This window comes from Lacisediminimonas sp., from assembly GCF_030645335.1.
In the GTDB taxonomy this organism is placed as follows: Bacteria; Pseudomonadota; Gammaproteobacteria; order Burkholderiales; family Burkholderiaceae_D; genus Lacisediminimonas.
The window spans coordinates 1-20,452 of record NZ_JAUSNH010000194.1; the positions used below are offsets into that span (position 1 = coordinate 1).

A 20,452-nucleotide genomic window follows, 5' to 3' on the forward strand; every position below is an offset into this window, starting at 1 on the left:
TGCACCATTGGCAATGTCATCGCCAAGTGCATATTCAGGTGAATCCTCCACATGGAAAGGCCCGAATACGGTCGACTCTGTGCAGCCTTCCGGCTTGCGATTGTTCTGTGCCGTGACCAGCATCGAGAGACCGAGGGTATCGGAAAGGAGGATAAACTCCTGGCGCTTGTCGGAGCACATGTGTCCGGTATCGGTAAGGAACTGGATTCCGGCGAACCATTCGGCCTCGGTCAATTTGACCTCGCGCGCAAAAGAGTGAAGATGCTGGACAAGGCTGGTCATAATTTGCCTGAAACGCTCGTTCGGCATCTCGGCATGGCGCGCGAGCACAGCTTGGGTAATCGTGTCTTCGTTCAGATTGCGCATAATCCTCGCCTTGTCTATGTTGTTTTTTGTTGTGGGGATAATATAGGCCCACAAAAAATAAAAAAGAACAGAAAATCTGGAAATCTCTTTTTCACTGAATGAAAAACTGGAGTGGGCGATGGACCGTTGGACCGAATTTGAATTGTTTGTGCAAACAGCGGAATTAGGCAGCCTGTCAAAAGCCGCCGAGCAGCTGGACATGTCCAATGCGACAGCTAGTCGCTGCTTGGCCTCACTGGAAAAACGTCTTGCTGCCCGCCTGATCGAACGCAATACCCGGCGCTTGGCGCTGACCGAAATTGGAGAGAGTTTTTACCGGCGTTGTAAAAGCATACTGGCCGAAATGAAGGAAGCCGAAGCAATGGTCAATGCGACAACGTTCGATCCATCGGGCACGTTGCGAATTACAGCCTCACTGTCGTTTTGCATGAAGCACATCACCCCGTTGCTGCCGGAATTCACGTGCATGTATCCAAATATCGATGTCCAAATAGTCGCGGCCAACCGTTACTTCGACTTGATTGATAATGGCATCGATGTGGCGATCCGCACTAAGGAATACGAATCCGATTCCGACATAACAGTGCGTAAATTAGCGCAGACGCGCCGCGTCTTGGCGGCGTCGCCATCGTATCTCGTCAGGAACGGCACTCCGCAGACGATTGAGGATCTAGCGCACCATAAGCTGCTGCTCTACACGTACGCTAATAAACCGAACGAGTTACATTTCACACGCGATAACAAAACGCAGATCATCAAGGTCCGAAGCTTGCTCGAGGCCAACGATGGGCAGATTTTGCGGACAGCAGCCTTGGAGGGACTCGGCATCCTCATTCAGCCCAACTACATAATCTATGACGATGTGGTCGCCGGCCGACTGATTCCAATACTTGAAGAATGGGATCTGCCTAAACTCTCCATCAACATCGCATATCAGAGGCGCAAGAATTTGCCGGCCAGAGTGCGTGCGTTTATCGATTTCCTCATCCAGCATTTTCGTGAAAAGGACCATGAACGGAAATGGACCAGGTAGACCGGTAATCCCCCCGGAAACTAATCGAGGTGGGTTCAACCGGTCAGCGCAACACCTTTATTTTATAGATCGAATAAGATCAGGAGGTGTGCGATGGTCAGTGTTTATGGAGGGATGACTCATGATCGCAAAGCGCGAATCTGGCAGCTATGGCGGCAGGGCCGTCCCATGAGTGAAATCGCCCGCGATATAGAAAAGCCGCCGGCAACCGTCTATTCTTACCTTCTCTATCATGGTGGCGTCACGCCACGGCCCCGGGTTCGTCGCGCAAGCAGCCTGTCCCTGGAGGAGCGTGAGGCGATCTCCCGGGGCGTGGCGCGTTCTCAAAGCATTCGCAGCATTGCCACAGAGTTGGGTCGGGCGCCGTCCACCATTTCACGGGAAATATCGCGCCATGGCGGCAGCAACCAATACCGTGCTTGCAATGCATAAAAGGCATTCCTCAAGAGCAGCAAACGTCCCAAGACACTGCTTCTGGCCGAGAATGCGGCGTTACGAAAACTTGTCATAAAATTGCTGGAGTCGGATTGGTCACCCGAACAAATATCGGGATGGCTGAAAACGCGATCTCCTGATGGAAAGACCATGTGCGTGTCGCATGAAACGATCTGTAAATCGCTCTTCATCCAGACACGAGGGGTGTTGCGTGAAGAGCTGAAAAAGCATCTGCGTACCAGGCGTATGTTTCGCCAGGCGAAATCACATAAGACGGGTAGAAGAGGTCAGATTGCAGATGCGATCTCTATCCGTGAACGACCAGCGGAAATAGAAGATCGGGCGATCCCGGGACACTGGGAAGGCGATCTTGTTATCGGGAGTGGCAACAGCGCCATTGCGACAGTGGTCGAATGCCATTCCCGGTTTACGGTGTTGTGTAAGGTCGGGAGCAAAAATGCTGCCATTGTCGTGCAATCACTGACCACGCAAATGAAGAAGCTGCCGCGGCATGTCCTGAAAAGTTTGACCTGGGATCGGGGGCAAGAGCTCTCGGCTCACAAGACATTTACAATGGCAACGGATATGGCAGTGTATTTCTGCGATCCGAGAAGCCCATGGCAGCGAGGAACGAATGAAAATACAAACGGACTGCTGAGGCAGTACTTTCCAAAAGGGAGCGGACTGGCGATGTACACTCAAAGTCAGCTGAATGCCATCGCGGCAAAATTAAATGCCCGGCCGCGAAAAACGCTGGGCTTTAGAACACCAGCTCAGGTGTTTAACGAAGCGTTGCGCTGACCGGTTGAACCCACCTCGATTAAAAATGGGGGGATTACCGCAGCGCCAGCAAACACACCTTCGCGATTCGAGATTCATTTGGACAGAGGGCCATCAGTCAATCAATCTGATACGCAAAACTTTCCTTGTACTGCCTCTGTTTTTACCGTCCCGAACCTAGGAGAATCAGTTTGAATTCAAAAGCAATTTGTGCTCTGGTCGTTGGGAGCTTGAGGCGCAGCTGCGGTCGATATGTCAACAGCCGGGTGGATAGATGTACCAATACGATGAATATGACCGAACGCTGGTGAGTGAGCGGGTCGCGGAATTCCGTGACCAAGTCGCTCGCCGCCTTTCAGGTGAACTGTCTGAGGAAGAGTTTCTGCCGTTACGCCTCCAGAACGGCTTGTATATGCAAAAGCATGCCTACATGCTGCGTGTGGCAATTCCCTACGGCGTGCTCTCTTCGGCCCAACTCAGAATGCTCGCCCACATCGCCAGGAAATACGATCGCGGGTACGGGCACTTCACGACGCGTCAGAACATCCAGTACAACTGGATCAAACTGGAAGAGGCACCTGATATTCTTGCCGAGCTAGCCTCGGTCCAGATGCATGCGATCCAGACGTCTGGCAACTGCGTCCGGAACATCACCACCGAACAGTTTGCAGGGGTAGCCCAGGATGAACTCCTGGACCCTCGTCCGTTGGCGGAGATATTGCGCCAATGGTCCACGCTCAATCCTGAGTTTGCGTTCCTGCCCCGGAAGTTCAAGATCGCGCTGTCATCGTCGAAAGAAGACAGGGCCGCAGTTCGCATGCATGACGTCGGTATCTACGTATACCGGAACGACGCCGGCGAGAAGGTCCTGAGTGTCTTCGCCGGCGGAGGCCTGGGCCGAACTCCGATCCTTAGCTCGCAGATCCGTGACAACCTGCCATGGCAACACCTGCTCTCCTATGTCGAAGCCATCCTACGCGTCTACAACCGCTATGGCCGGAGGGACAACAAGTACAAAGCGCGGATCAAGATCCTGGTCAAGGCAATCGGCGCAGAAGCCTTCGCCGCGGAAGTGGAAGCAGAATGGGCCTACCTCAAGGACGGACCGGCGACCTTGACTGAGCAAGAGTACGAGCGAGTGGAGCATTTCTTTCGACAGGATGGCTATGAGGCGTCGGTTGATGACGGATCTTTTGACGTCAAGATCGCTGGGGATAAGCGTTTTGCGCAATGGCTAAAGAGGAATGTACGGGCGCACAAGGTCCCGGGATACGCCACGGTAACTTTGTCTACCAAACCCGGCTCTGCGGTTCCCCCGGGCGACGTCACTGCCGAGCAGATGGACCGGATTGCCGAGTGGGGGGAGCTGTACGGGTTCGGCGAGATTCGCATCGCCCACGAGCAGAACGTCATTCTGCCTGATGTCCGCAGGCAGGACCTCTACGATCTATGGAAGCACGCCGTCGCGGCGGGACTTGCGACGCCCAACCTGGGACTTCTGACGGACATGATTGCCTGCCCAGGCGGGGACTATTGCTCCTTGGCAAACGCCAGGTCCCTGCCGATTGCTGCGGCAATTGCGGAGCGGTTCGATGACCTCGACTTCCTTTGCGATCTTGGTGATCTGTCCCTCAACATCTCCGGTTGCATCAACGCATGTGGTCACCACCATATGGGCAATATCGGGGTGCTCGGCGTCGACAAGGACGGCGAGGAGTGGTACCAGGTGACGATAGGTGGAGCGCAGGGCAACCGGTCTGCCCTCGGTAAGGTAATTGGTCCGTCTTTTCGCGCTGAGGAGATGCCCCGCGTTATTGAGCGCATTGTCGAGACGTTCTGCCTGCATCGCGTCCAGGACGAACCGTTCATCGACACTTTGGGCAGGATCGGAGCCGAGCCGTTCAAGGCCAACGTGTACCGCGAAGCCGCTTGATGAAAGGAACACCGAGATGTCAAAAATCATCAAGCTGCTCGCGGGGAGCCCTCAGGTCGTCGAAGACGACTGGAGCGTGATGCGAGAGCCGTACGTGCCTGGTGTCCCGCACAGTTCCCGCACAATCTTCCCGTTCTGCATCCTGCAAACGCATGCCAGCCCAGAAACCCAGGAAGTCCGGGCGGTCTGGATCTCACCGGACGATGACTTTGAACCCATGGTCGCCCGGCTTCTTGAACTGGACCTGATTGCTGTCGATTTTCCTGTTTTCCGTGACGGGAGGGGATACAGCATTGCGACCTTGCTTCGCACGCGTTATGGATGGACGGGGGAGCTGCGTGCGATAGGAGATGTATTACGTGATCAGGTCAATTACATGCGCAGGTGCGGGTTCGATGCTTTCGCAGTACGTTCCGATAAGGACATCCACGATGCGATCAAAAGTTTTACTCACTACAGCGTGAGGTATCAGGGCGCCGTAGATAATCCTGTCCCGCTTTTCAGGCTGCGCAACGGTCAGCAGAAGGTCTGAGAACTGCGTTCGGGCAAACATATTGCAGGTTCAACAAAACACGACGAGGAACCCGATAAAACAAGTACACGTCATAAAAAACTACGTACGCCAAACGGAAATCTATGTGAGACAAGCGAAACGCTGGTATGCGAGCCGGCGATAGGTGTGCGTCCGGCAGATGCAACGCTATAAATGGCTTGCCGAACGTTTTTTTAAAAGGATTTCGTGTGCAGAAATTCAACATTCTCAGTTCTATCTTGCAGAACCCGATTATCGGTATTGTCCGGGCTTCTGACGCCGACGCCGCACTCCAGTTGGCGGATGCATGTATTGCTGGCGGCATCACAGCCTTGGAAGTTTCACTGACGACCCCTGATGGGCTCGATATCATCCGCTCGCTCGTCAAGCGCTATGGCGACAACGCCGTTATCGGAGCCGGGACTGTGCTTGACGCTGCAACGGTGCGCTTGGCGATTCTGGCCGGCGCGCGTTTCATTCTGTCCCCCAGCTTCGATCCAGAAGTAATTCAGACCTGCAGCCGTTACCAGATAGTGTCGATGCCAGGAGTTGCAACGGCCACTGAGGTGGTGAAAGCCATGGAGATCGGTGCCGATATCGTGAAGGTTTTCCCGGGCGATGCATTCGGCCCAACCTACCTGAAGGCACTACGCGCGCCGCTGCCGCATGCGCCACTCATGCCCAGCGGAGGTGTCACCCTTGAAAATATGGAAACTTGGTTTGCCTGTGGCGCTGTCGCGGTAGGAGTAGGCGGCAGCCTGACTGCTCCAGGAGCATCCGGTGACTATGAAAAAGTGACCGACAATGCCAAGGCATTTGTCAGTGCGCTCAAACGGATACAAACAACAAGTGCCTGCTCAGCATGAAAGCTAATTTTAAGAACAAAACCATAGCAAGCCTGCTATCCCTGTTCGTCGGTGCCCTCGGCCTTCATCGGTTCTACCTTTATGGTCGCAAGGATGTCCTTGCATGGGTCTATGTGGTTACGAGCGTTATCTACCTGATGATTTTTGCCGTTTCCTTACTGAATGAATCGCTGGCAATGAGTGTGGCGCGCCTTTTCCCTATGCCAGTGTTTGTGGCAGCGATCGAAACTCTTGCAATTGGTCTGACAGACGACAGGAAGTGGGACAAGCGGCATAACACTCGCTCTCTGATTCAATCCCGGTCCAGGTGGCCACTTGTCGTACTGCTTGTCCTGACGCTGTTTATAACGTACACCGGCTTCATAGCAAGCTTGGCGAGGGCGATAGATTTGCTCTACACCGGTGGATCATTTGGGTAGTGGACTTAAACCCAGCAATTTCTACAGAAATTGTTGTCTTACGGACAGGTGATGCATGCAAACCAAGAACACAAAGAAACCGGAGACGCGCTCGTTCATCAGCACCATGATGGCCATCGCCTGGTCCTTTATCGGCCTCAGACGACGGAAAGATTTTGAGCAGGACATCGGCCGGATGAACCCGCTATATGTCCTCATTGCGGCCTTAATCGGCGTCGCTATCTTCATCGGGATACTGCTTGCGGTTGTAAAGTACGCCGTGTCCTAGACGTGGGCAACTAGCATTCGAATTACACCACATTAGAAGGACTTCCCTTTGTTTGAGAATTTTGCCGCAACAGCTGGGGACCCTATCCTGACGCTGCAGGAAGACTATGCCAAAGATGAGCGCCCCGGCAAAGTTTACCTCAGCATTGGTCTCTACTACGATGAAGTAGGCTGTATCCCGGAGCTTTTGTCCGTCAGGAGTGTTAATTTTCACCAATGTATGCCCCACTTTTTCCACAATTAAGTGACCCGTCCTAGACACTGGAAATTCGCTTCCTTGGTGCCGTTCGCGAAAAATTCCCGGGTCCCTCATCAATGAAAAATCGGTTCCAATCTTCGTGAAAATAAACAGACTTACCGGGCGGTGATCACCATATGACCATTACATCGAGAAATTTCGGGCATATTGTTGCCAACGATGGTGAATTGCGGCAGGCCGTTGGCCAGATGGACTTCCACGGTGACAGGCGGCGCGCGCATGCCCGCCAGTCCGCGACTTTTCAATACGGCCAGGCTCATGTCGTCCGCGCTCCGCGAGGGAAAGCTGCGGATCATCGGCCGGCATGGCTGACCGGGGAAGGACTGTTAAACAGGCATGCGAACGGGCGTCGAACCCTGAAACTAATTGCCGGCAACCGGTCAGGGGCGATCCTTCATTTGCGCTTCGAATTCCGCCAGCCGTGCTTCCAGCTCTTCAAGGCGAGCGCGGGTCTTGGCCAGCACCTGCGCCTGGATATCGAATTCCTCGCGAGTCACGACGTCGAGCTTGGACAGCCCCTGGGTCATCATCGCCTTGACGTTCTTTTCTATATCCCGGGCCGGCGAATTCTCCAGCGCCTTGTTGACCCGTTGCTGGAAATCCTGAAAAAAGTTGTTCTTTTCCATTTTTGACTATCACCCGGAGTGCATTGATGCGCCGTTGTGGTGCGCGAAATGATTTTCGCATTCGTTTGGTGCGCCTGCCATCAGGCGGGGGCACCGGCGGTGCACATAAGCGGCGCGGGATGCAAATAAGGATACCGGAAAGGCGTGCAAGAAGCTGGCACGTTCCCTGCTAAATGTTGCCTAGCGATCACAATTTCCGTGCTCCAAAACCGAATTCATTACCGATCAACATCACAAGGGAAATGCCATGAAAAAAACGATGCTATTCGCTGCCATGCTCGCTACGTTTGCCGGTTCGGCTGCCGCCCAGACGGCCGCACCCGCATCGCCGCACACACTGACCGGTAACATGACGCTGGCGACCGATTATCGGTTCCGCGGCATTTCCCAGACATTTCGCGGCCCGACCTTGCAAGGCGGTTTTGACTACAGCCACAGCAGTGGCCTTTATCTTGGCAACTGGAACTCGAATGTCAGCACCAACCAGTTCAACAATGGCGCTGGCATTGAAATCGACATTTATGGCGGCTACAAGTGGGAAGTCGCCAAGGGCGTGACGGCGGACGTTGGTCTGTTGTACTACTACTACCCAGGCGCCGAAATCGCAGCCCTGCGCAGCAAGTACAACAACGGCGAAATCTATTTCGGCGGAACCTGGCAATGGCTGAGCGTCAAGTACAGCTACGGCCTGACCGACTTCTTCGGACTCAACGGCACCACGTCCAACGCCTTGTTCACGCTGGCGCCGAACGGCAATTCGAAGGGTTCCGGCTACCTGGACATCACCGGTAACTGGGAAGTGGCTCCAAAAACCACGTTTACTGCCCACCTCGGCCGTCAAATGGTCAAGAACTACAGCGCGGCCAGCTACACCGACTATAAACTCGGCATTGCCAAGGACTATGGTTTCGCCACGGTCGGCCTGGCGCTGGTCGGCACCAACGCCAATGCTGCCCAGTACACCATCACCAGCACTGGCGGCACATCGATCAGGGACGTGGGCCGGCCTTCGGCAGTGCTGTCCGTTTCCAAAACGTTCTGATCCACTTGACGAGGTTCTCATGAAACTCCTGACTGCAATCATCAAGCCGTTCAAGCTCGACGAGGTGCGGGAAGCCTTGTCCGCCATTGGCGTACAAGGCATCACCGTGACCGAGGTCAAGGGCTTCGGGCGCCAGAAGGGCCACACGGAGCTGTACCGCGGTGCTGAATACGTGGTCGACTTCCTGCCCAAGACCAAGATCGAGGCGGCTGTCGACGATGACATCCTCGAACGCGCAATCGAAGCGATCGAAACCTCGGCCCGTACCGGCAAGATCGGTGACGGAAAAATCTTCGTCTACGATCTGGAACAGGTGGTGCGGATCCGCACTGGCGAGACTGGCAAAGACGCACTCTGACTGAGGACAATATGACAATCAAACTCTCTAGCCTGCTGGCTGCTGGCGCCCTGGCGCTGGCTGTCGGCTTTTCCGGGCTGACTTCGGCTGCCGATTTACCGAAGGCAGATGCTGCTCCTGCGGCATCCGCACCGGCTGCTTCCGCTCCTGCTGCTTCTGCACCCGCAGCCGCGCTTGCTGCCCCGGCCGCTGTTGCCGCGGCGGCAGCTCCGGCTGCTGCTGCACCTGCTGCAGCGGCGCCCGTCCCCAACAAGGGCGACACCGCCTGGCTGATGACCGCGACGCTGCTCGTGATCATGATGTCGGTCCCGGGCCTGGCATTGTTCTACGGCGGCCTGGTCCGTTCCAAGAACATGCTGTCGATCCTGATGCAAGTGTTCATGGTGTTCTCGCTGATTATCGTGTTGTGGTGCATCTACGGCTACTCACTGGCGTTTACCCAGGGCGGCAGCTTCATCGGATCCTTCGACCGGCTATTCCTGAAAGGGATCACGGGCGACACGGTGACTGGCACCTTCAGCAAGGGGGTCGTGCTGCCTGAGTTCACGTTCATCGCCTTCCAGGCAACCTTCGCGGCCATCACCTGCGGCCTGATCGTGGGCGCTTTTGCCGAGCGCGCCAAGTTCTCGGCAGTGCTGCTGTTCATCACGCTGTGGTTCACGTTTGCTTACCTGCCGGTTGCGCACATGGTCTGGTTCTGGGCCGGTCCGGATGCCTACACCGATGCCGCAGCGGCAGAGAAAGCAGGCGCGGTCGCAGGCTGGCTGTTCCAGAAAGGCGCGCTTGATTTTGCCGGCGGCACCGTCGTGCATATCAATGCTGCGGTCGCTGGCCTGGTCGGCGCCTATGTAATCGGCAAGCGGATCGGCTACGGCCGTGAAGCGATGGCGCCACATTCGCTGACAATGACCATGATCGGCGCTTCGCTGTTGTGGGTGGGCTGGTTCGGCTTCAACGCCGGTTCGGCGCTGGAGGCAAACGGTTCGGCAGCGCTGGCGTTCATCAACACCTTGCTGGCAACGGCAGCAGCAGTGGTTGCCTGGACCTTCGGTGAGTGGATGTCCAAGGGCAAGCCTTCGATGCTGGGCGCAGCTTCCGGTGCGGTGGCGGGTCTGGTGGCGATCACGCCGGCAGCTGGTTTCGTCGGCACGATGGGCGGCCTGGTGATTGGATTGTTGGCCGGTATCGTCTGTCTGTGGGGCGTCAATGGTCTCAAGCGCATGCTGGGTGCGGATGACTCGCTGGACGTCTTCGGCGTACACGGTGTGGGCGGTGCATTGGGCGCCATCCTGACCGGTGTGTTTGCCGCACCGTCACTCGGTGGCACCGGCATCTATGACTATGTCGCCAACAAGGTATCGCCGGATTACTCGATCGCCGGACAGGTCTGGATCCAGTTGCAGGGCGTGATCACAACCGTGATCTGGTCCGGCGTGGTGGCATTCATCGCCTTCAAGCTCGTTGACATGCTGGTCGGACTGCGCGTACCTGAAGACCAGGAACGTGAAGGCCTCGATATCACCAGCCATGGCGAGTCTGCGTATCACGGTTAATTGCAGCAGATGGTGTAGTCTCCTCCGGTAGTTTCCCGTTCGCGGGTTCTAAAGCGCCTCTAGCCGAGGCGCTTTTTTTTCGCGCCCGGCGCTTGGGGGGGTGGCCCGCCCTTTAAAAACCGGCCGGCGCCCCCATTTTTTTAGACCTCCCCCGCAGTGGGCGGCAAGTCTGCACAGCGTGCTTGTCCGCGTGCATGCGGGAATACCGCTAGAATCCTGCTGTCATGAATTGAAAGCAACTTATGGTTCCGCATCTGGTCACGGCCCTGAATGGGCCACTGCTTGACCTCGAAAAGAAGATACTCGCCGCCACCCCGGCGATCGAACGCTGGTTCCGGCTCGAATGGCAGGAGCACACGCCGCCGTTTTACTGCTCGGTGGACTTGCGCAATGCCGGTTTCAAGCTGGCGCCGGTTGACACCAACCTGTTCCCGGGTGGATTCAACAACCTGTCACCCGAAATGTTGCCGCTGGCGGTGCAGGCGGCAATGGCGGCGATCGACAAATATTGTCCGGACGCCAAGAACCTGCTGTTGATACCGGAGGGGCATACCCGCAACACCTTCTACTTGCAGAACGTGGCGCGGCTGATGCAGATATTCCGCCAGACCGGCCTGAATGTCCGTCTCGGGTCGCTTTCGGAAGATGTGCGTGAGCCCACCCCGATCGATTTGCCGGATGGCTCCACGATTGTGCTGGAGCCGCTCGAACGCCAATCCAACGGCCGTCGGGTGGGACTCAAGAATTTCGACCCCTGCACGATCTTGCTGAACAACGACCTGTCGGCCGGCCTGCCGCCGATCCTGGAAAACCTGCACGAGCAATACCTGTTGCCGCCCTTGCATGCCGGTTGGGCCGTGCGGCGCAAGAGCAATCACTTCGCGGCGTACGACGAGGTGGTCAAGAAATTCGCCAAACTGATCGATGTCGACCAGTGGATGCTCAATCCCTATTTCGCCAAATGCAGCGGCGTCGATTTCCAGGAGCGCACCGGCGAGGATTGCCTGGCCACCGGCGTCGATACCCTGCTGGCCAAGATCCGCAAGAAGTACAAGGAATACGGCATCAAGGAGACGCCGTTCGTGGTCGTCAAGGCCGACGCCGGCACCTACGGCATGGGCATCATGACCGTGCGCGACGCCAGCGAAGTGCGCGACCTCAATCGCAAGCAACGCAACAAGATGTCGGTCGTCAAGGATGGCATGGAAGTGACGGATGTCATCATCCAGGAAGGCGTGCATACTTTTGAACGCATCAACGATTCAGTGGCCGAGCCGGTCGTCTACATGATCGATCGCTATGTCGTGGGCGGCTTCTATCGTGTGCATGCAGAGCGTGGCGTGGACGAGAACCTGAACGCGCCGGGAGCGCATTTCGTGCCGCTGGCGTTTGCGCACCAGCATGCCTTGCCCGACCTGCTGGCCAAGCCGGGCACGGCGGCGCCCAACCGTTTTTACATGTACGGCGTGGTTGCGCGCCTGGGCCTGTTGGCCGCATCGATCGAACTCGAAAAAACCGATCCCAATCCGGAAATTTATTGATGAAAATAGCCTTCGCCACAGATCCTCTCGCCGGCTTCAAGACGTACAAGGATTCCACCTACGCGATGATGGTCGAGGCGGCGGCGCGCGGGCATAGCCTGCATGTGTTCCAGCACAAGGACATGGCGGTGGTCGGCGGCAAGGTGCTCGCCAATACCTCGCGCATCGAGCTCACGGGCGACCCGCTGCACTGGTATCGCGCCGATGCGCCCGAGAGCCGGTACCTGCGCGAATTCGACGCCATCATCGAGCGCACCGACCCGCCGTTCAACATGGAGTACATCTACGCGACCTATCTGCTGGAGCTGGCGCAGAAAGACGGTGCGCGCGTATTCAACAAGCCCGAAGCGATTCGCAGCCACAATGAAAAGCTCGCCATCGTGCAATTCACGCAATTCACCGCGCCGACCCTGGTGACCAGCGATGCTGCCCGCATCCGCGCCTTCCATGCGGAGCATCTGGATGTGATCCTCAAGCCGCTCGACGGCATGGGCGGCGCCGGGATTTTCCGGGTTGGCCGGGATGGCATGAACCTGGGCTCGATCATCGAGCTACTGACCCACGACGGCCAGCGCACCATCATGGTCCAGCGCTACATTCCTGAAATTGTCGATGGCGACAAGCGGGTGCTGGTGATTGGCGGACAGGTGGTGCCGTACAGCCTGGCGCGCATTCCGCAAGCAGGCGAAGTGCGCGGCAACCTGGCCGCCGGCGGCACCGGCGTTGCCCAGTCGCTGTCGCTGCGCGACCGCGAGATCGCCACCACCCTGGGGCCGGTTTTGAAGGAGCGCGGCCTGTTGCTGGTAGGATTGGACGTGATTGGCGACTATCTGACCGAAGTCAACGTCACGAGTCCGACGTGTTTCCAGGAAATCCGCGAACAGACGGGTTTCAACGTCGCCGGCATGTTCATCGATGAACTTGAGAAATTGATGTAGTCGCTGCGGGCCTTGGCCCGAGCGATTATTTGCGGAAATTCAAACCACGATATGGTTGGTATATTGCTCCTGACGCATGCGCCGCTGGGTCAGGCATTCATTGACGCGGCCACGCACGTATTCCGCAGCCGGCCCGAGAGGCTGGAGGCGGTCGACGTGTCGGCCGACCAGGACCCGGCCCAGGTCAGGCAGCTGGCCATGGCTGCCATCGACCGTATCGATGACGGCAGCGGCGTACTGGTCATCACCGACGTGATGGGTGGAACGCCGTGCAATTGCACGCTGCAACTGTGCCAGCCGGATCGGGTGGAAGTCATCGCCGGCATCAGCCTGCCGATGCTGCTGCGGGCGATCACGTATCGCACCGACACTCTTGACGTCGTGGTCGAGATGGCGCTCGCCGGTGGGCAGAGCGGCGCAGTGCGCGTGGATAACCGGGTACGCCTGTCACCAAACTGATTACAAGAACCAGCGATACGGCCATGATCGAGAAAGAAGTCGAAATCATCAACAAGCTGGGCCTGCATGCACGGGCCTCGGCCAAGTTCACGCAACTGGCAGCCAAGTACAAGAGCGACGTCTGGATGTCGCGCAACACGCGGCGTGTCAACGCCAAGTCGATCATGGGCGTGATGATGCTGGCGGCCGGCAAGGGGTCGACGGTCAAGCTGGAAGTCGATGGCGCAGACGAGGCCGATTGCCTGGAAGCGCTGCTGGGCCTGATCCATGCCCGCTTCGGCGAAAACGAGTAGCGCCGGTTTTCGCCAATATGGACAAAGCTACTTCGTCATTTTCCTTGCATGGCATTCCGGTTTCGCGCGGGATTGCCATCGGTCGGGCGCACATCTTTGCGCCTGCTGCGCTCGACGTGCGGCATTACCTGGTTCCGGAGCAGCAGGTCGAAAACGAAGTGCAGCGCCTGCAGGATGCGCTGGCCACCGTGCAGCGCGAACTGCAGACCATCTGGAGCGACCTGCCGCCCGATGCGCCGGCCGAGCTCGGCGCCTTCATCGACGTGCACGTGCTGATCCTGTCGGATCCAATGATTTCCGAAATGCCGCTGGAGATCATTCGCAAGCGCCACTACAACGCTGAGTGGGCGCTGGTCACGCAGATCGACGAGCTGTCGGCGCAATTCGAAGAAATCGAAGACCCCTACCTGCGTGAGCGCAAGAATGATATCGGCCAGGTCGGCGAGCGGGTATTGAAGGTGCTGACCGGCACGGCCAGCAAGCTGCCCGCAGTCGACGCCGACGAGTCGTATGCGCAAATGATTGTCGTCGCCCACGACGTCTCCCCGGCCGACATGCTGCAATTCCGCCACAGCGCCTTTGCCGGATTCATCACCGACCTGGGCGGCCAGAACTCGCATACGGCGATTGTCGCCCGCAGCCTCGATATTCCGGCGGTGGTGGGCCTGGCCAATGGCTCGTCGCTGGTGCTGCAGGACGACTGGATCGTCATCGACGGCGACGCCGGCGTGGTGATCATCGATCCGTCACCGCTGGTGCTGCAGCAATACCGGGAGCGCCAGCAGTTGCTGGTGCGAGAACGCAAGAAATTGAGCCGCTTGCGCAAGACGCCTGCCATCACCATCGATGGCACGCCGATCGACATGATGGCCAATATCGAACTGCCCGAGGACTGCGCAACCGCGATGGAAGTCGGTGCTACCGGCGTTGGCCTGTTCCGCTCCGAGTTCCTGTTCCTGGGGCGGATCCATGCCGGTCGCCTGCCCACCGAAGACGAGCAGTTCGAGTCCTATCGCCAGGCGGTAGTGGCAATGAAGGGCCGGCCGGTCACCATCCGCACGCTCGATATCGGCGCCGACAAGCCCTTGCATCCGCACCATTCCGACGAAACCGCACTCAATCCCGCGCTCGGGCTGCGCGCCATCCGCTATTGCCTGACCGAGCCGCAGATGTTCCTGACCCAGTTGCGCGCCATCCTGCGCGCCTCGGCCTACGGTCCTATCCATCTGCTCATACCGATGCTGGCGCATGCCTTCGAAATCGACCAGACGCTGCTGATGGTGGAGCAGGCCAAAGCCCAGTTGCGCCAATCAAAGCGCAAATTCGACGAGCAAATCCCGGTCGGCGCAATGATCGAGATCCCGGCGGCTGCGCTGTCACTGCCGCTGTTCGTCAAGCGCATGGATTTCCTGTCGGTCGGCACCAACGACCTGATCCAGTACACCCTGGCGATTGACCGGGTCGACCATGAAGTTGCCCACCTGTACAACCCGCTGCACCCGGCAGTGCTGCACCTGATCGGCACCACGATCTCGGCCGGCGCCAAGGCCGGCAAACCGGTTGCCGTATGCGGCGAAATGGCGGGCGACATCCGGCTTACCCGGCTGCTGCTGGGCATGGGACTGCGCCAGTTTTCGATGCATCCGGGCCAGATCCTGGCGGTCAAGCAAGAGGTGCTCAACACCGACCTCAGCCTGATCAGTGCGCAGACCCGCAAGATACTGCGCGCCTATGACCCCGATACGATCAACGAGGCGGTCGAGCAGTTGCGGGAGATGTGAGCATCGTATATTCTTGGAACACTGCGCCGATTTGAACGGCGGCCGGAGCATTTGGCCGATCCAGCTTGCGGGCGCATGGGGCAAGTCCCCGTATAAATTCGGCTAAAGCGAGCTACCTGGCAGGTTCTGGATTAGCCCGACAAGCTGAATGCTTCTCGGGCTTTTTGTTTTTCGGCGTTCGACTCCTGCAATCCACCTCTGAAATGAATTCCATCGGCATCGTCGCTCCGCAGTCCATGCATTTCACCGAACCGCTTTCCCTGCAAAGCGGCGCGTCGATTGCCGATTACACCATCGTCTACGAGACCTACGGCACCCTGAACCAAGACCGTTCCAATGCCGTGCTGGTGTGCCATGCGCTGAACGCCTCGCATCACGTGGCCGGACATTACGAAGGGGCGGACGGCTCCAAAGTCGTCGGCTGGTGGGACAATATGGTGGGTCCCGGCAAGCCGGTCGACACCGATCGTTTCTTCGTCATCGGCGTCAATAACATCGGCTCCTGCTTTGGCTCGACCGGGCCGATGCATGTCAATCCGGCAAGCGGCAAGCCCTACGGCGCCAGCTTCCCGGTCGTGACCGTGGAAGACTGGGTGCATGCCCAGGCCCGGCTGGCGGACCGCTTGGGTATCGGGCAATTCGCCGCGGTGATGGGCGGCTCCCTGGGCGGCATGCAGGCGATGGCCTGGAGCATGCTGTACCCCGCCCGGTTGCGGCACTGCGCCGTGATCGCCTCGACGCCGATGCTGTCGGCGCAGAATATTGCGTTCAACGATGTCGCCCGCCAGGCGATCCTGACCGACCCCGATTTCCATGGCGGCGACTATTACGCCCACGGCGTGGTGCCACGCAACGGCTTGCGGGTGGCGCGCATGATCGGCCACATCACCTACCTGTCCGACGACGACATGGCGGAAAAGTTTGGCCGCGAACTGCGCGCCGGCAAATACCAGTTTGGCTACGGCATCGATTTCGAAATCGAATCCTACCTGCGTTACCAGGGCGACAAGTTTTCCGAATACTTCGACGCCAACACCTACCTGCTGATTACCAAGGCGCTCGACTATTTCGACCCGGCCCGCGACCACGGCGGCGACCTGACCAAAGCCATGTCCGGCACGCAGGCGCAATTCCTGCTGGTATCGTTCAGCACCGACTGGCGCTTTGCCCCGGCCCGCAGCCGCGAAATGGTGCAGGCGCTGGTCAACAACCGCCGTCGCGTCGCGTATGCAGAGATCGATGCGCCGCACGGCCACGACGCCTTCCTGCTGGAAGACAGCCGCTATCACGCCACGGTGCGCGCCTATTACGAACGGGTCTGGGAAGAAACGCAGGGCGGCAGCGTGCGGAGGGCGGCATGACTTTCGACCAATTGCTGGCGCAGCGGCCGGACCTGGCATTCATTGCGCACTGGATCCGCAACGGCAGCAGCGTGCTCGACCTGGGTTGCGGCGACGGCGTCATGCTCGACTATCTGCAGAGCGACAAGCAATGCAGCGGTTACGGCGTCGAAATCGTCGATGAGCAGATTCCATTGTGCGTGCGGCGCGGCGTTTCCGTTATCCAGCAGGACCTGGAAGCAGGCCTGGCGATCTTTGCCAATGACTCTTTCGACACCGTGCTGTGCCTGTCGGCGCTGCAGATGATCAAGGACGTCAAGGACGTGCTGAGCGACATTGCGCGGGTCGGCGGCGACGCCATCGTATCGTTTCCGAATTTCGCCTACTGGCCGCATCGCTTGTCCTTGCTGCAAGGACGCATGCCGATCTCCAAGAGCCTGCCCTACCAGTGGCATGACACTCCCAACCTGCGCTGCGCCACGATCCCGGATTTCGAGGAACTCGCCAACGAGGTCGGACTCGAAGTGCTCGAATGCGTCGCGCTCGATGAAGAGGGGCGGCCCGTGTCCTTCCTTCCCACCTGGCGCGGCAGCCTGGCCGTGTTCCGCCTTCGCAAAAAGGCGCCTGCATGAATTTTCCGAAAGCCACGGGCGCCGGCCAGGCGCAGCCCAAGTTGCTGCGCTCCAAGCTGTTCTGGGTCAGCCTGCTGTACTTCTCGGAAGGCTTCCCGCTCGGCCTGTTCTATGACCTGTTTCCGGTCTATTTCCGGCAGCAGGGTGTCGAGCTCAACAAGATCGGCCTGTTGTCCCTGCTCGGCCTGTCATGGACCCTGAAATTCCTGTGGGCGCCGCTGATCGACTTCACCCGCCGCCACCGCTGGTGGATGGCCGCCGCCGACATCGGCATGGGCGTGGTAATGATCGTCATCGCCCGTGAAGCCGGCTTCGGCCCGTGGGTGTGGGTGGCCATCGGCCTGTTCACCGCGCTCTCGGCCACCAACGATATCGCCATCGACGGCTACACCATCGAGCGCCTGAACAAGCAGGAACTTGGGCTGGCAAACGGCTTCAGGATCGGCTTTTACCGGGTCGGCATGCTGGCCGCCGGCGTGTTGCTGTGGCTGTCCGACAATGTGGGCTGGAGCACCACCTACGGCGTGACGGCGGTATTGTTCCTCGTGATGGCAGTCATCGTCCTGCTCGCGCCGCGGGAAAACGCGCGTCCGGTGCGGGAAGAGCAGGCGGGCCTGCGCAGCGAGCTTGCCGCACTGGCCCGTCAACCGCTGCTGCTGATTGCGCTGGCCATGTTCATGCTGGGGCTGATGTGGCCGCTGGTGACCGCATTCGATCCGGCCTGGGCCGCCGGCTTCAAGCGCGCATGGTGGTTCCGGTCGGTGCCTGTGGCATTGATCATTGTCTCGGCTTTGTTGTTCACGCGTGCATTTCGCGGCCGCTCGCCAGAGCTGGCGAAAACGTCGGAGCAGGGGCCGATGTTCGGCGCCGTCGTGTCCTTGCTGAACCGGCGTCATGCGCTGGTCCTGATCAGCTTCATCCTGATCTTCAAGCTGGCGGATTCATCGATCGGCTTCATGATCAAGCCGTTCTGGGTCGATAGCGGCTTCACCAATACCCAGATCGGGCTGGTGTCGGTCAACCTCGGCCTGGTGCTGTCGATTGCCGGCGGCCTGCTGGGTGGCTGGTACACCGATCGCGTCGGCATCTTCCGCGCCTTGTGGGTGCTGGGTCTATGGCAGGCGCTGTCGAACCTGGGTTACGTTGCGGCCGCATTCATGATTCCGGCTGCGCCGCAGGGGACCGAGATTGCGCCGCTATTGCAAGGTGTGATGTATTCGGCCAGTGCGATTGAATCCTTTACCGGCGGGCTTGGCACCGCCGCGTTCCTGGCGTTCCTGATGGCGATCGTGGACAAATCGCGGGCCACGACCGAATACGCGATCCTGTCGTCGATCTTTGCGTTCTCGCGCTCGATTGCGGGCTGGGCCGGCGGCATCGGTGCGCATGAAATGGGTTATGCGAATTACTTCCTGCTGACCTTCCTGCTGGCGTTCCCGGCTTACCTGATGCTGCCGTGGATAAAGCGTGTGCTGGCCGGGCATGAAGAGGAAAAGCCGGCGCTGCAAGCTGCTGGAAACTAGATGCTTGCGCCGGTTCTTGCTGCGGGTATGTGATTCTGGACAAGCGGTCGTTTCAAAGGCTGGCGTCGTACTCAATCAGCAATGGCGCGTGGTCGCTGAATTTCTGGTCCTTGTAGATCAATGCGCTGCGGGCAAGCGCCGCAATGCCCGGCGTCGCGATCTGGTAATCCAGTCGCCATCCGACGTTCTTGGCATAGGCCTGCCCGCGGTTGCTCCACCACGTGTAGCACTCCTCCGTGGTGTCCGGGTGCAGGCTGCGATACACATCCACCAGGCCGCCTTCGCCCAGCAGCCTGGTCATCCAGGCCCGTTCCTCTGGCAAAAACCCGCTGTTTTTCTGGTTGCTTCTCCAGTTCTTGAGGTCCGCCTCCTTGTGGGCGATGTTGACGTCGCTTAGCAGGATGAACTCACGCTCGTCTTTCAATGCCATCAGCTTTGGGTACAGGGCATCCAGGAAGCGGAACTTCACTGCCTGGCGCTCCTCGCCGGAAGACCCGCTCGGGAAGTAGCAGCTGATTACGCTGAGCTTGCGACCCGGGCGGTCGAAACGTGCTTCGACCCACCGTCCTTCATCATCGAACTCAGGCGTGCCGAGTCCGATGATGACATCGGAAGGCTTTGCGCATGAGTAGATACCAACACCGGAGTAGCCTTTCTTTTGCGCGTAATGAAAGTGCCCGGCCATGTCTGCGGTGGCGCAAAAAATCCCTGAGACCTGGTCGTGCTGTGCCTTGACTTCCTGGACACCCAGGACACTCGGCTTGCTTTGTTCGATCCAGTCAAAAAATCCCTTGCTGGCAGCGGAGCGCACGCCGTTCAGGTTGGCGGTAATAACACGGAGCATGAGGCCTCATTTCAAGTACGCGGGGTCTGGACAGGTCGCGGGCCGATAGGTTAACCCAAAAACCAAGTGGATCGGGGGTTCCTGGTCGGCGTTATAGCTTCGGTGGGATCATCGGGGCTTTTCGCTTTTCCAGGTGGATGACATTAGTCCCCCTCGTCCTGGCCATTGCCCTACGCGACGCGGGCAGCCGACAGCATACGGTATCGGGCTAAAATATGGGTCTTACCCAAGCTAACCGGACGGAGCCATCTTGAGCAGCCTGCGCCAGCAATTCATTGCATTTTCCATCGAGTCGGGCGTTTTGCGCTTCGGAAGTTATGTCACCAAGGCCGGCCGCAGCTCGCCGTATTTCTTCAATGCCGGCCTGTTCTGCGACGGCGCGTCGCTGGGGCGGCTGGCTGATTTTTATGCGCAGACCCTGCTCGATGCCGGCGTCGAATGCGACATGCTGTTCGGACCGGCTTACAAGGGCATCGCGCTTGCGTCCGCCACGGCGGTGTCGCTCGCCGGCCGGGGGCGCAATTTGCCGTTCGCGTTCAATCGCAAGGAAGCCAAGGATCATGGCGAAGGCGGCAATATCATCGGCGCGCCGTTGAAAGGGCGGGTCGTGATCGTCGATGACGTCATTTCGG

At 58.5% G+C, this 20,452-nt stretch carries 21 protein-coding genes and 2 pseudogenes; 19 read left to right on the forward strand and 4 right to left on the reverse strand.

Going from position 1 to position 20,452, the window contains the following annotated elements; genetic code table 11:
- A partial coding sequence (locus Q7T64_RS13670) for a dioxygenase (protein WP_304796742.1) occupies nt 1–366 on the reverse strand: 366 nt, incomplete at its 3' end.
- A gap of 118 nt (nt 367–484) precedes the next feature.
- Here Q7T64_RS13670 and Q7T64_RS13675 point away from each other — a divergent pair.
- From Q7T64_RS13675 to Q7T64_RS13705, 7 genes and pseudogenes are all read left to right on the forward strand, one after another.
- On the forward strand, nt 485–1,399 hold the full coding sequence (locus Q7T64_RS13675) for a LysR family transcriptional regulator (protein WP_304796746.1): 915 nt from the start codon (nt 485–487) through the stop codon (nt 1,397–1,399).
- 93 nt (nt 1,400–1,492) lie between these two features.
- A pseudogene (locus Q7T64_RS13680) lies at nt 1,493–2,643 on the forward strand (IS30 family transposase).
- Between the two features lie 245 nt (nt 2,644–2,888).
- Nucleotides 2,889–4,547, forward strand: coding sequence for a nitrite/sulfite reductase (locus Q7T64_RS13685; protein ID WP_304796750.1), 1,659 nt, complete (start codon nt 2,889–2,891; stop codon nt 4,545–4,547).
- Between the two features lie 16 nt (nt 4,548–4,563).
- On the forward strand, nt 4,564–5,079 hold the full coding sequence (locus tag Q7T64_RS13690; protein ID WP_304796755.1) for a DUF934 domain-containing protein: 516 nt from the start codon (nt 4,564–4,566) through the stop codon (nt 5,077–5,079).
- 209 nt (nt 5,080–5,288) lie between these two features.
- Nucleotides 5,289–5,945: a bifunctional 2-keto-4-hydroxyglutarate aldolase/2-keto-3-deoxy-6-phosphogluconate aldolase gene (locus Q7T64_RS13695; RefSeq protein ID WP_304796758.1), complete on the forward strand. Its 657-nt coding sequence runs from the start codon at nt 5,289–5,291 to the stop codon at nt 5,943–5,945.
- On the forward strand, nt 5,942–6,364 hold the full coding sequence (locus tag Q7T64_RS13700) for a TM2 domain-containing protein (RefSeq protein ID WP_304796761.1): 423 nt from the start codon (nt 5,942–5,944) through the stop codon (nt 6,362–6,364). Before Q7T64_RS13695 ends, Q7T64_RS13700 begins: the two co-directional genes overlap by 4 nt.
- A 55-nt stretch (nt 6,365–6,419) precedes the next feature.
- A complete protein-coding gene (locus Q7T64_RS13705; protein ID WP_304796766.1) occupies nt 6,420–6,632 on the forward strand; it encodes a DUF2970 domain-containing protein in 213 nt (70 codons plus the stop codon).
- 395 nt (nt 6,633–7,027) lie between these two features.
- Here the strand turns inward: Q7T64_RS13705 and Q7T64_RS13710 are convergent.
- Nucleotides 7,028–7,150, reverse strand: a pseudogene (locus tag Q7T64_RS13710) (magnesium chelatase subunit ChlI); the annotation flags it as partial.
- Nucleotides 7,151–7,270: 120 nt separating this feature from the next.
- Nucleotides 7,271–7,516, reverse strand: a complete 246-nt coding sequence (locus tag Q7T64_RS13715; protein ID WP_304796769.1) for an accessory factor UbiK family protein — start codon at nt 7,514–7,516, stop codon at nt 7,271–7,273.
- 247 nt (nt 7,517–7,763) lie between these two features.
- On the opposite strand from Q7T64_RS13715, the gene Q7T64_RS13720 reads away from it, so the two are divergent.
- From Q7T64_RS13720 to Q7T64_RS13770, 11 genes are all read left to right on the forward strand, one after another.
- Nucleotides 7,764–8,558, forward strand: a complete 795-nt coding sequence (locus tag Q7T64_RS13720) for a TorF family putative porin (protein ID WP_304796773.1) — start codon at nt 7,764–7,766, stop codon at nt 8,556–8,558.
- Nucleotides 8,559–8,577: 19 nt separating this feature from the next.
- On the forward strand, nt 8,578–8,916 hold the full coding sequence (locus Q7T64_RS13725) for a P-II family nitrogen regulator (RefSeq protein WP_304796777.1): 339 nt from the start codon (nt 8,578–8,580) through the stop codon (nt 8,914–8,916).
- An 11-nt stretch (nt 8,917–8,927) separates the two neighbouring features.
- Entirely contained in the window at nt 8,928–10,469 is a 1,542-nt protein-coding gene (locus Q7T64_RS13730) for an ammonium transporter (protein WP_304796781.1), read from the forward strand.
- A 242-nt stretch (nt 10,470–10,711) separates the two neighbouring features.
- The gene (gene gshA, locus Q7T64_RS13735; protein ID WP_304796785.1) at nt 10,712–12,010 is read left to right on the forward strand and encodes a glutamate--cysteine ligase; all 1,299 of its coding nucleotides are present in this window, start codon (nt 10,712–10,714) and stop codon (nt 12,008–12,010) included.
- Nucleotides 12,010–12,948 (forward strand): glutathione synthase, encoded by a 939-nt coding sequence (gene gshB, locus Q7T64_RS13740; protein ID WP_304796789.1) that lies wholly within the window; start codon nt 12,010–12,012, stop codon nt 12,946–12,948. The genes gshA and gshB overlap by 1 nt, the downstream gene beginning before the upstream one ends.
- A gap of 51 nt (nt 12,949–12,999) precedes the next feature.
- Nucleotides 13,000–13,407, forward strand: coding sequence for a PTS sugar transporter subunit IIA (locus Q7T64_RS13745; protein ID WP_304796793.1), 408 nt, complete (start codon nt 13,000–13,002; stop codon nt 13,405–13,407).
- A gap of 23 nt (nt 13,408–13,430) precedes the next feature.
- Nucleotides 13,431–13,700, forward strand: coding sequence for an HPr family phosphocarrier protein (locus Q7T64_RS13750; RefSeq protein WP_304796796.1), 270 nt, complete (start codon nt 13,431–13,433; stop codon nt 13,698–13,700).
- Nucleotides 13,701–13,717: 17 nt separating this feature from the next.
- On the forward strand, nt 13,718–15,481 hold the full coding sequence (ptsP, locus tag Q7T64_RS13755) for a phosphoenolpyruvate--protein phosphotransferase (RefSeq protein ID WP_304796799.1): 1,764 nt from the start codon (nt 13,718–13,720) through the stop codon (nt 15,479–15,481).
- A 203-nt stretch (nt 15,482–15,684) separates the two neighbouring features.
- Complete coding sequence (locus Q7T64_RS13760) at nt 15,685–16,842, forward strand: homoserine O-acetyltransferase (RefSeq protein ID WP_304796802.1); 1,158 nt, start codon at nt 15,685–15,687, stop codon at nt 16,840–16,842.
- Nucleotides 16,839–17,453: a methionine biosynthesis protein MetW gene (gene metW / locus Q7T64_RS13765; protein ID WP_304796805.1), complete on the forward strand. Its 615-nt coding sequence runs from the start codon at nt 16,839–16,841 to the stop codon at nt 17,451–17,453. The genes Q7T64_RS13760 and metW overlap by 4 nt, the downstream gene beginning before the upstream one ends.
- Entirely contained in the window at nt 17,450–18,976 is a 1,527-nt protein-coding gene (locus tag Q7T64_RS13770; RefSeq protein WP_304796807.1) for an MFS transporter, read from the forward strand. The genes metW and Q7T64_RS13770 overlap by 4 nt, the downstream gene beginning before the upstream one ends.
- Nucleotides 18,977–19,028: 52 nt before the next feature.
- Here Q7T64_RS13770 and Q7T64_RS13775 read toward each other — a convergent pair whose 3' ends face one another.
- Complete coding sequence (locus Q7T64_RS13775) at nt 19,029–19,820, reverse strand: exodeoxyribonuclease III (RefSeq protein ID WP_304796810.1); 792 nt, start codon at nt 19,818–19,820, stop codon at nt 19,029–19,031.
- Nucleotides 19,821–20,070: 250 nt separating this feature from the next.
- On the opposite strand from Q7T64_RS13775, the gene pyrE reads away from it, so the two are divergent.
- A partial coding sequence (pyrE, locus tag Q7T64_RS13780) for an orotate phosphoribosyltransferase (RefSeq protein WP_304796813.1) occupies nt 20,071–20,452 on the forward strand: 382 nt, incomplete at its 3' end.

Bases quoted from the DNA above. Each gene is read 5' to 3' on its own strand.
- Q7T64_RS13675 (WP_304796746.1), top strand. From the start codon at position 485: ATGGACCGTTGGACCGAATTTGAATTGTTTGTGCAAACAGCGGAATTA.
- Q7T64_RS13685 (WP_304796750.1), top strand. From the start codon at position 2,889: ATGTACCAATACGATGAATATGACCGAACGCTGGTGAGTGAGCGGGTC.
- Q7T64_RS13690 (WP_304796755.1), top strand. From the start codon at position 4,564: ATGTCAAAAATCATCAAGCTGCTCGCGGGGAGCCCTCAGGTCGTCGAA.
- Q7T64_RS13700 (WP_304796761.1), top strand. From the start codon at position 5,942: ATGAAAGCTAATTTTAAGAACAAAACCATAGCAAGCCTGCTATCCCTG.
- Q7T64_RS13705 (WP_304796766.1), top strand. From the start codon at position 6,420: ATGCAAACCAAGAACACAAAGAAACCGGAGACGCGCTCGTTCATCAGC.
- Q7T64_RS13715 (WP_304796769.1), bottom strand. From the start codon at position 7,516: ATGGAAAAGAACAACTTTTTTCAGGATTTCCAGCAACGGGTCAACAAG.
- Q7T64_RS13720 (WP_304796773.1), top strand. From the start codon at position 7,764: ATGAAAAAAACGATGCTATTCGCTGCCATGCTCGCTACGTTTGCCGGT.
- Q7T64_RS13725 (WP_304796777.1), top strand. From the start codon at position 8,578: ATGAAACTCCTGACTGCAATCATCAAGCCGTTCAAGCTCGACGAGGTG.
- Q7T64_RS13730 (WP_304796781.1), top strand. From the start codon at position 8,928: ATGACAATCAAACTCTCTAGCCTGCTGGCTGCTGGCGCCCTGGCGCTG.
- gshA (WP_304796785.1), top strand. From the start codon at position 10,712: ATGGTTCCGCATCTGGTCACGGCCCTGAATGGGCCACTGCTTGACCTC.
- gshB (WP_304796789.1), top strand. From the start codon at position 12,010: ATGAAAATAGCCTTCGCCACAGATCCTCTCGCCGGCTTCAAGACGTAC.
- Q7T64_RS13745 (WP_304796793.1), top strand. From the start codon at position 13,000: ATGGTTGGTATATTGCTCCTGACGCATGCGCCGCTGGGTCAGGCATTC.
- Q7T64_RS13750 (WP_304796796.1), top strand. From the start codon at position 13,431: ATGATCGAGAAAGAAGTCGAAATCATCAACAAGCTGGGCCTGCATGCA.
- ptsP (WP_304796799.1), top strand. From the start codon at position 13,718: ATGGACAAAGCTACTTCGTCATTTTCCTTGCATGGCATTCCGGTTTCG.
- Q7T64_RS13760 (WP_304796802.1), top strand. From the start codon at position 15,685: ATGAATTCCATCGGCATCGTCGCTCCGCAGTCCATGCATTTCACCGAA.
- metW (WP_304796805.1), top strand. From the start codon at position 16,839: ATGACTTTCGACCAATTGCTGGCGCAGCGGCCGGACCTGGCATTCATT.
- Q7T64_RS13770 (WP_304796807.1), top strand. From the start codon at position 17,450: ATGAATTTTCCGAAAGCCACGGGCGCCGGCCAGGCGCAGCCCAAGTTG.
- Q7T64_RS13775 (WP_304796810.1), bottom strand. From the start codon at position 19,820: ATGCTCCGTGTTATTACCGCCAACCTGAACGGCGTGCGCTCCGCTGCC.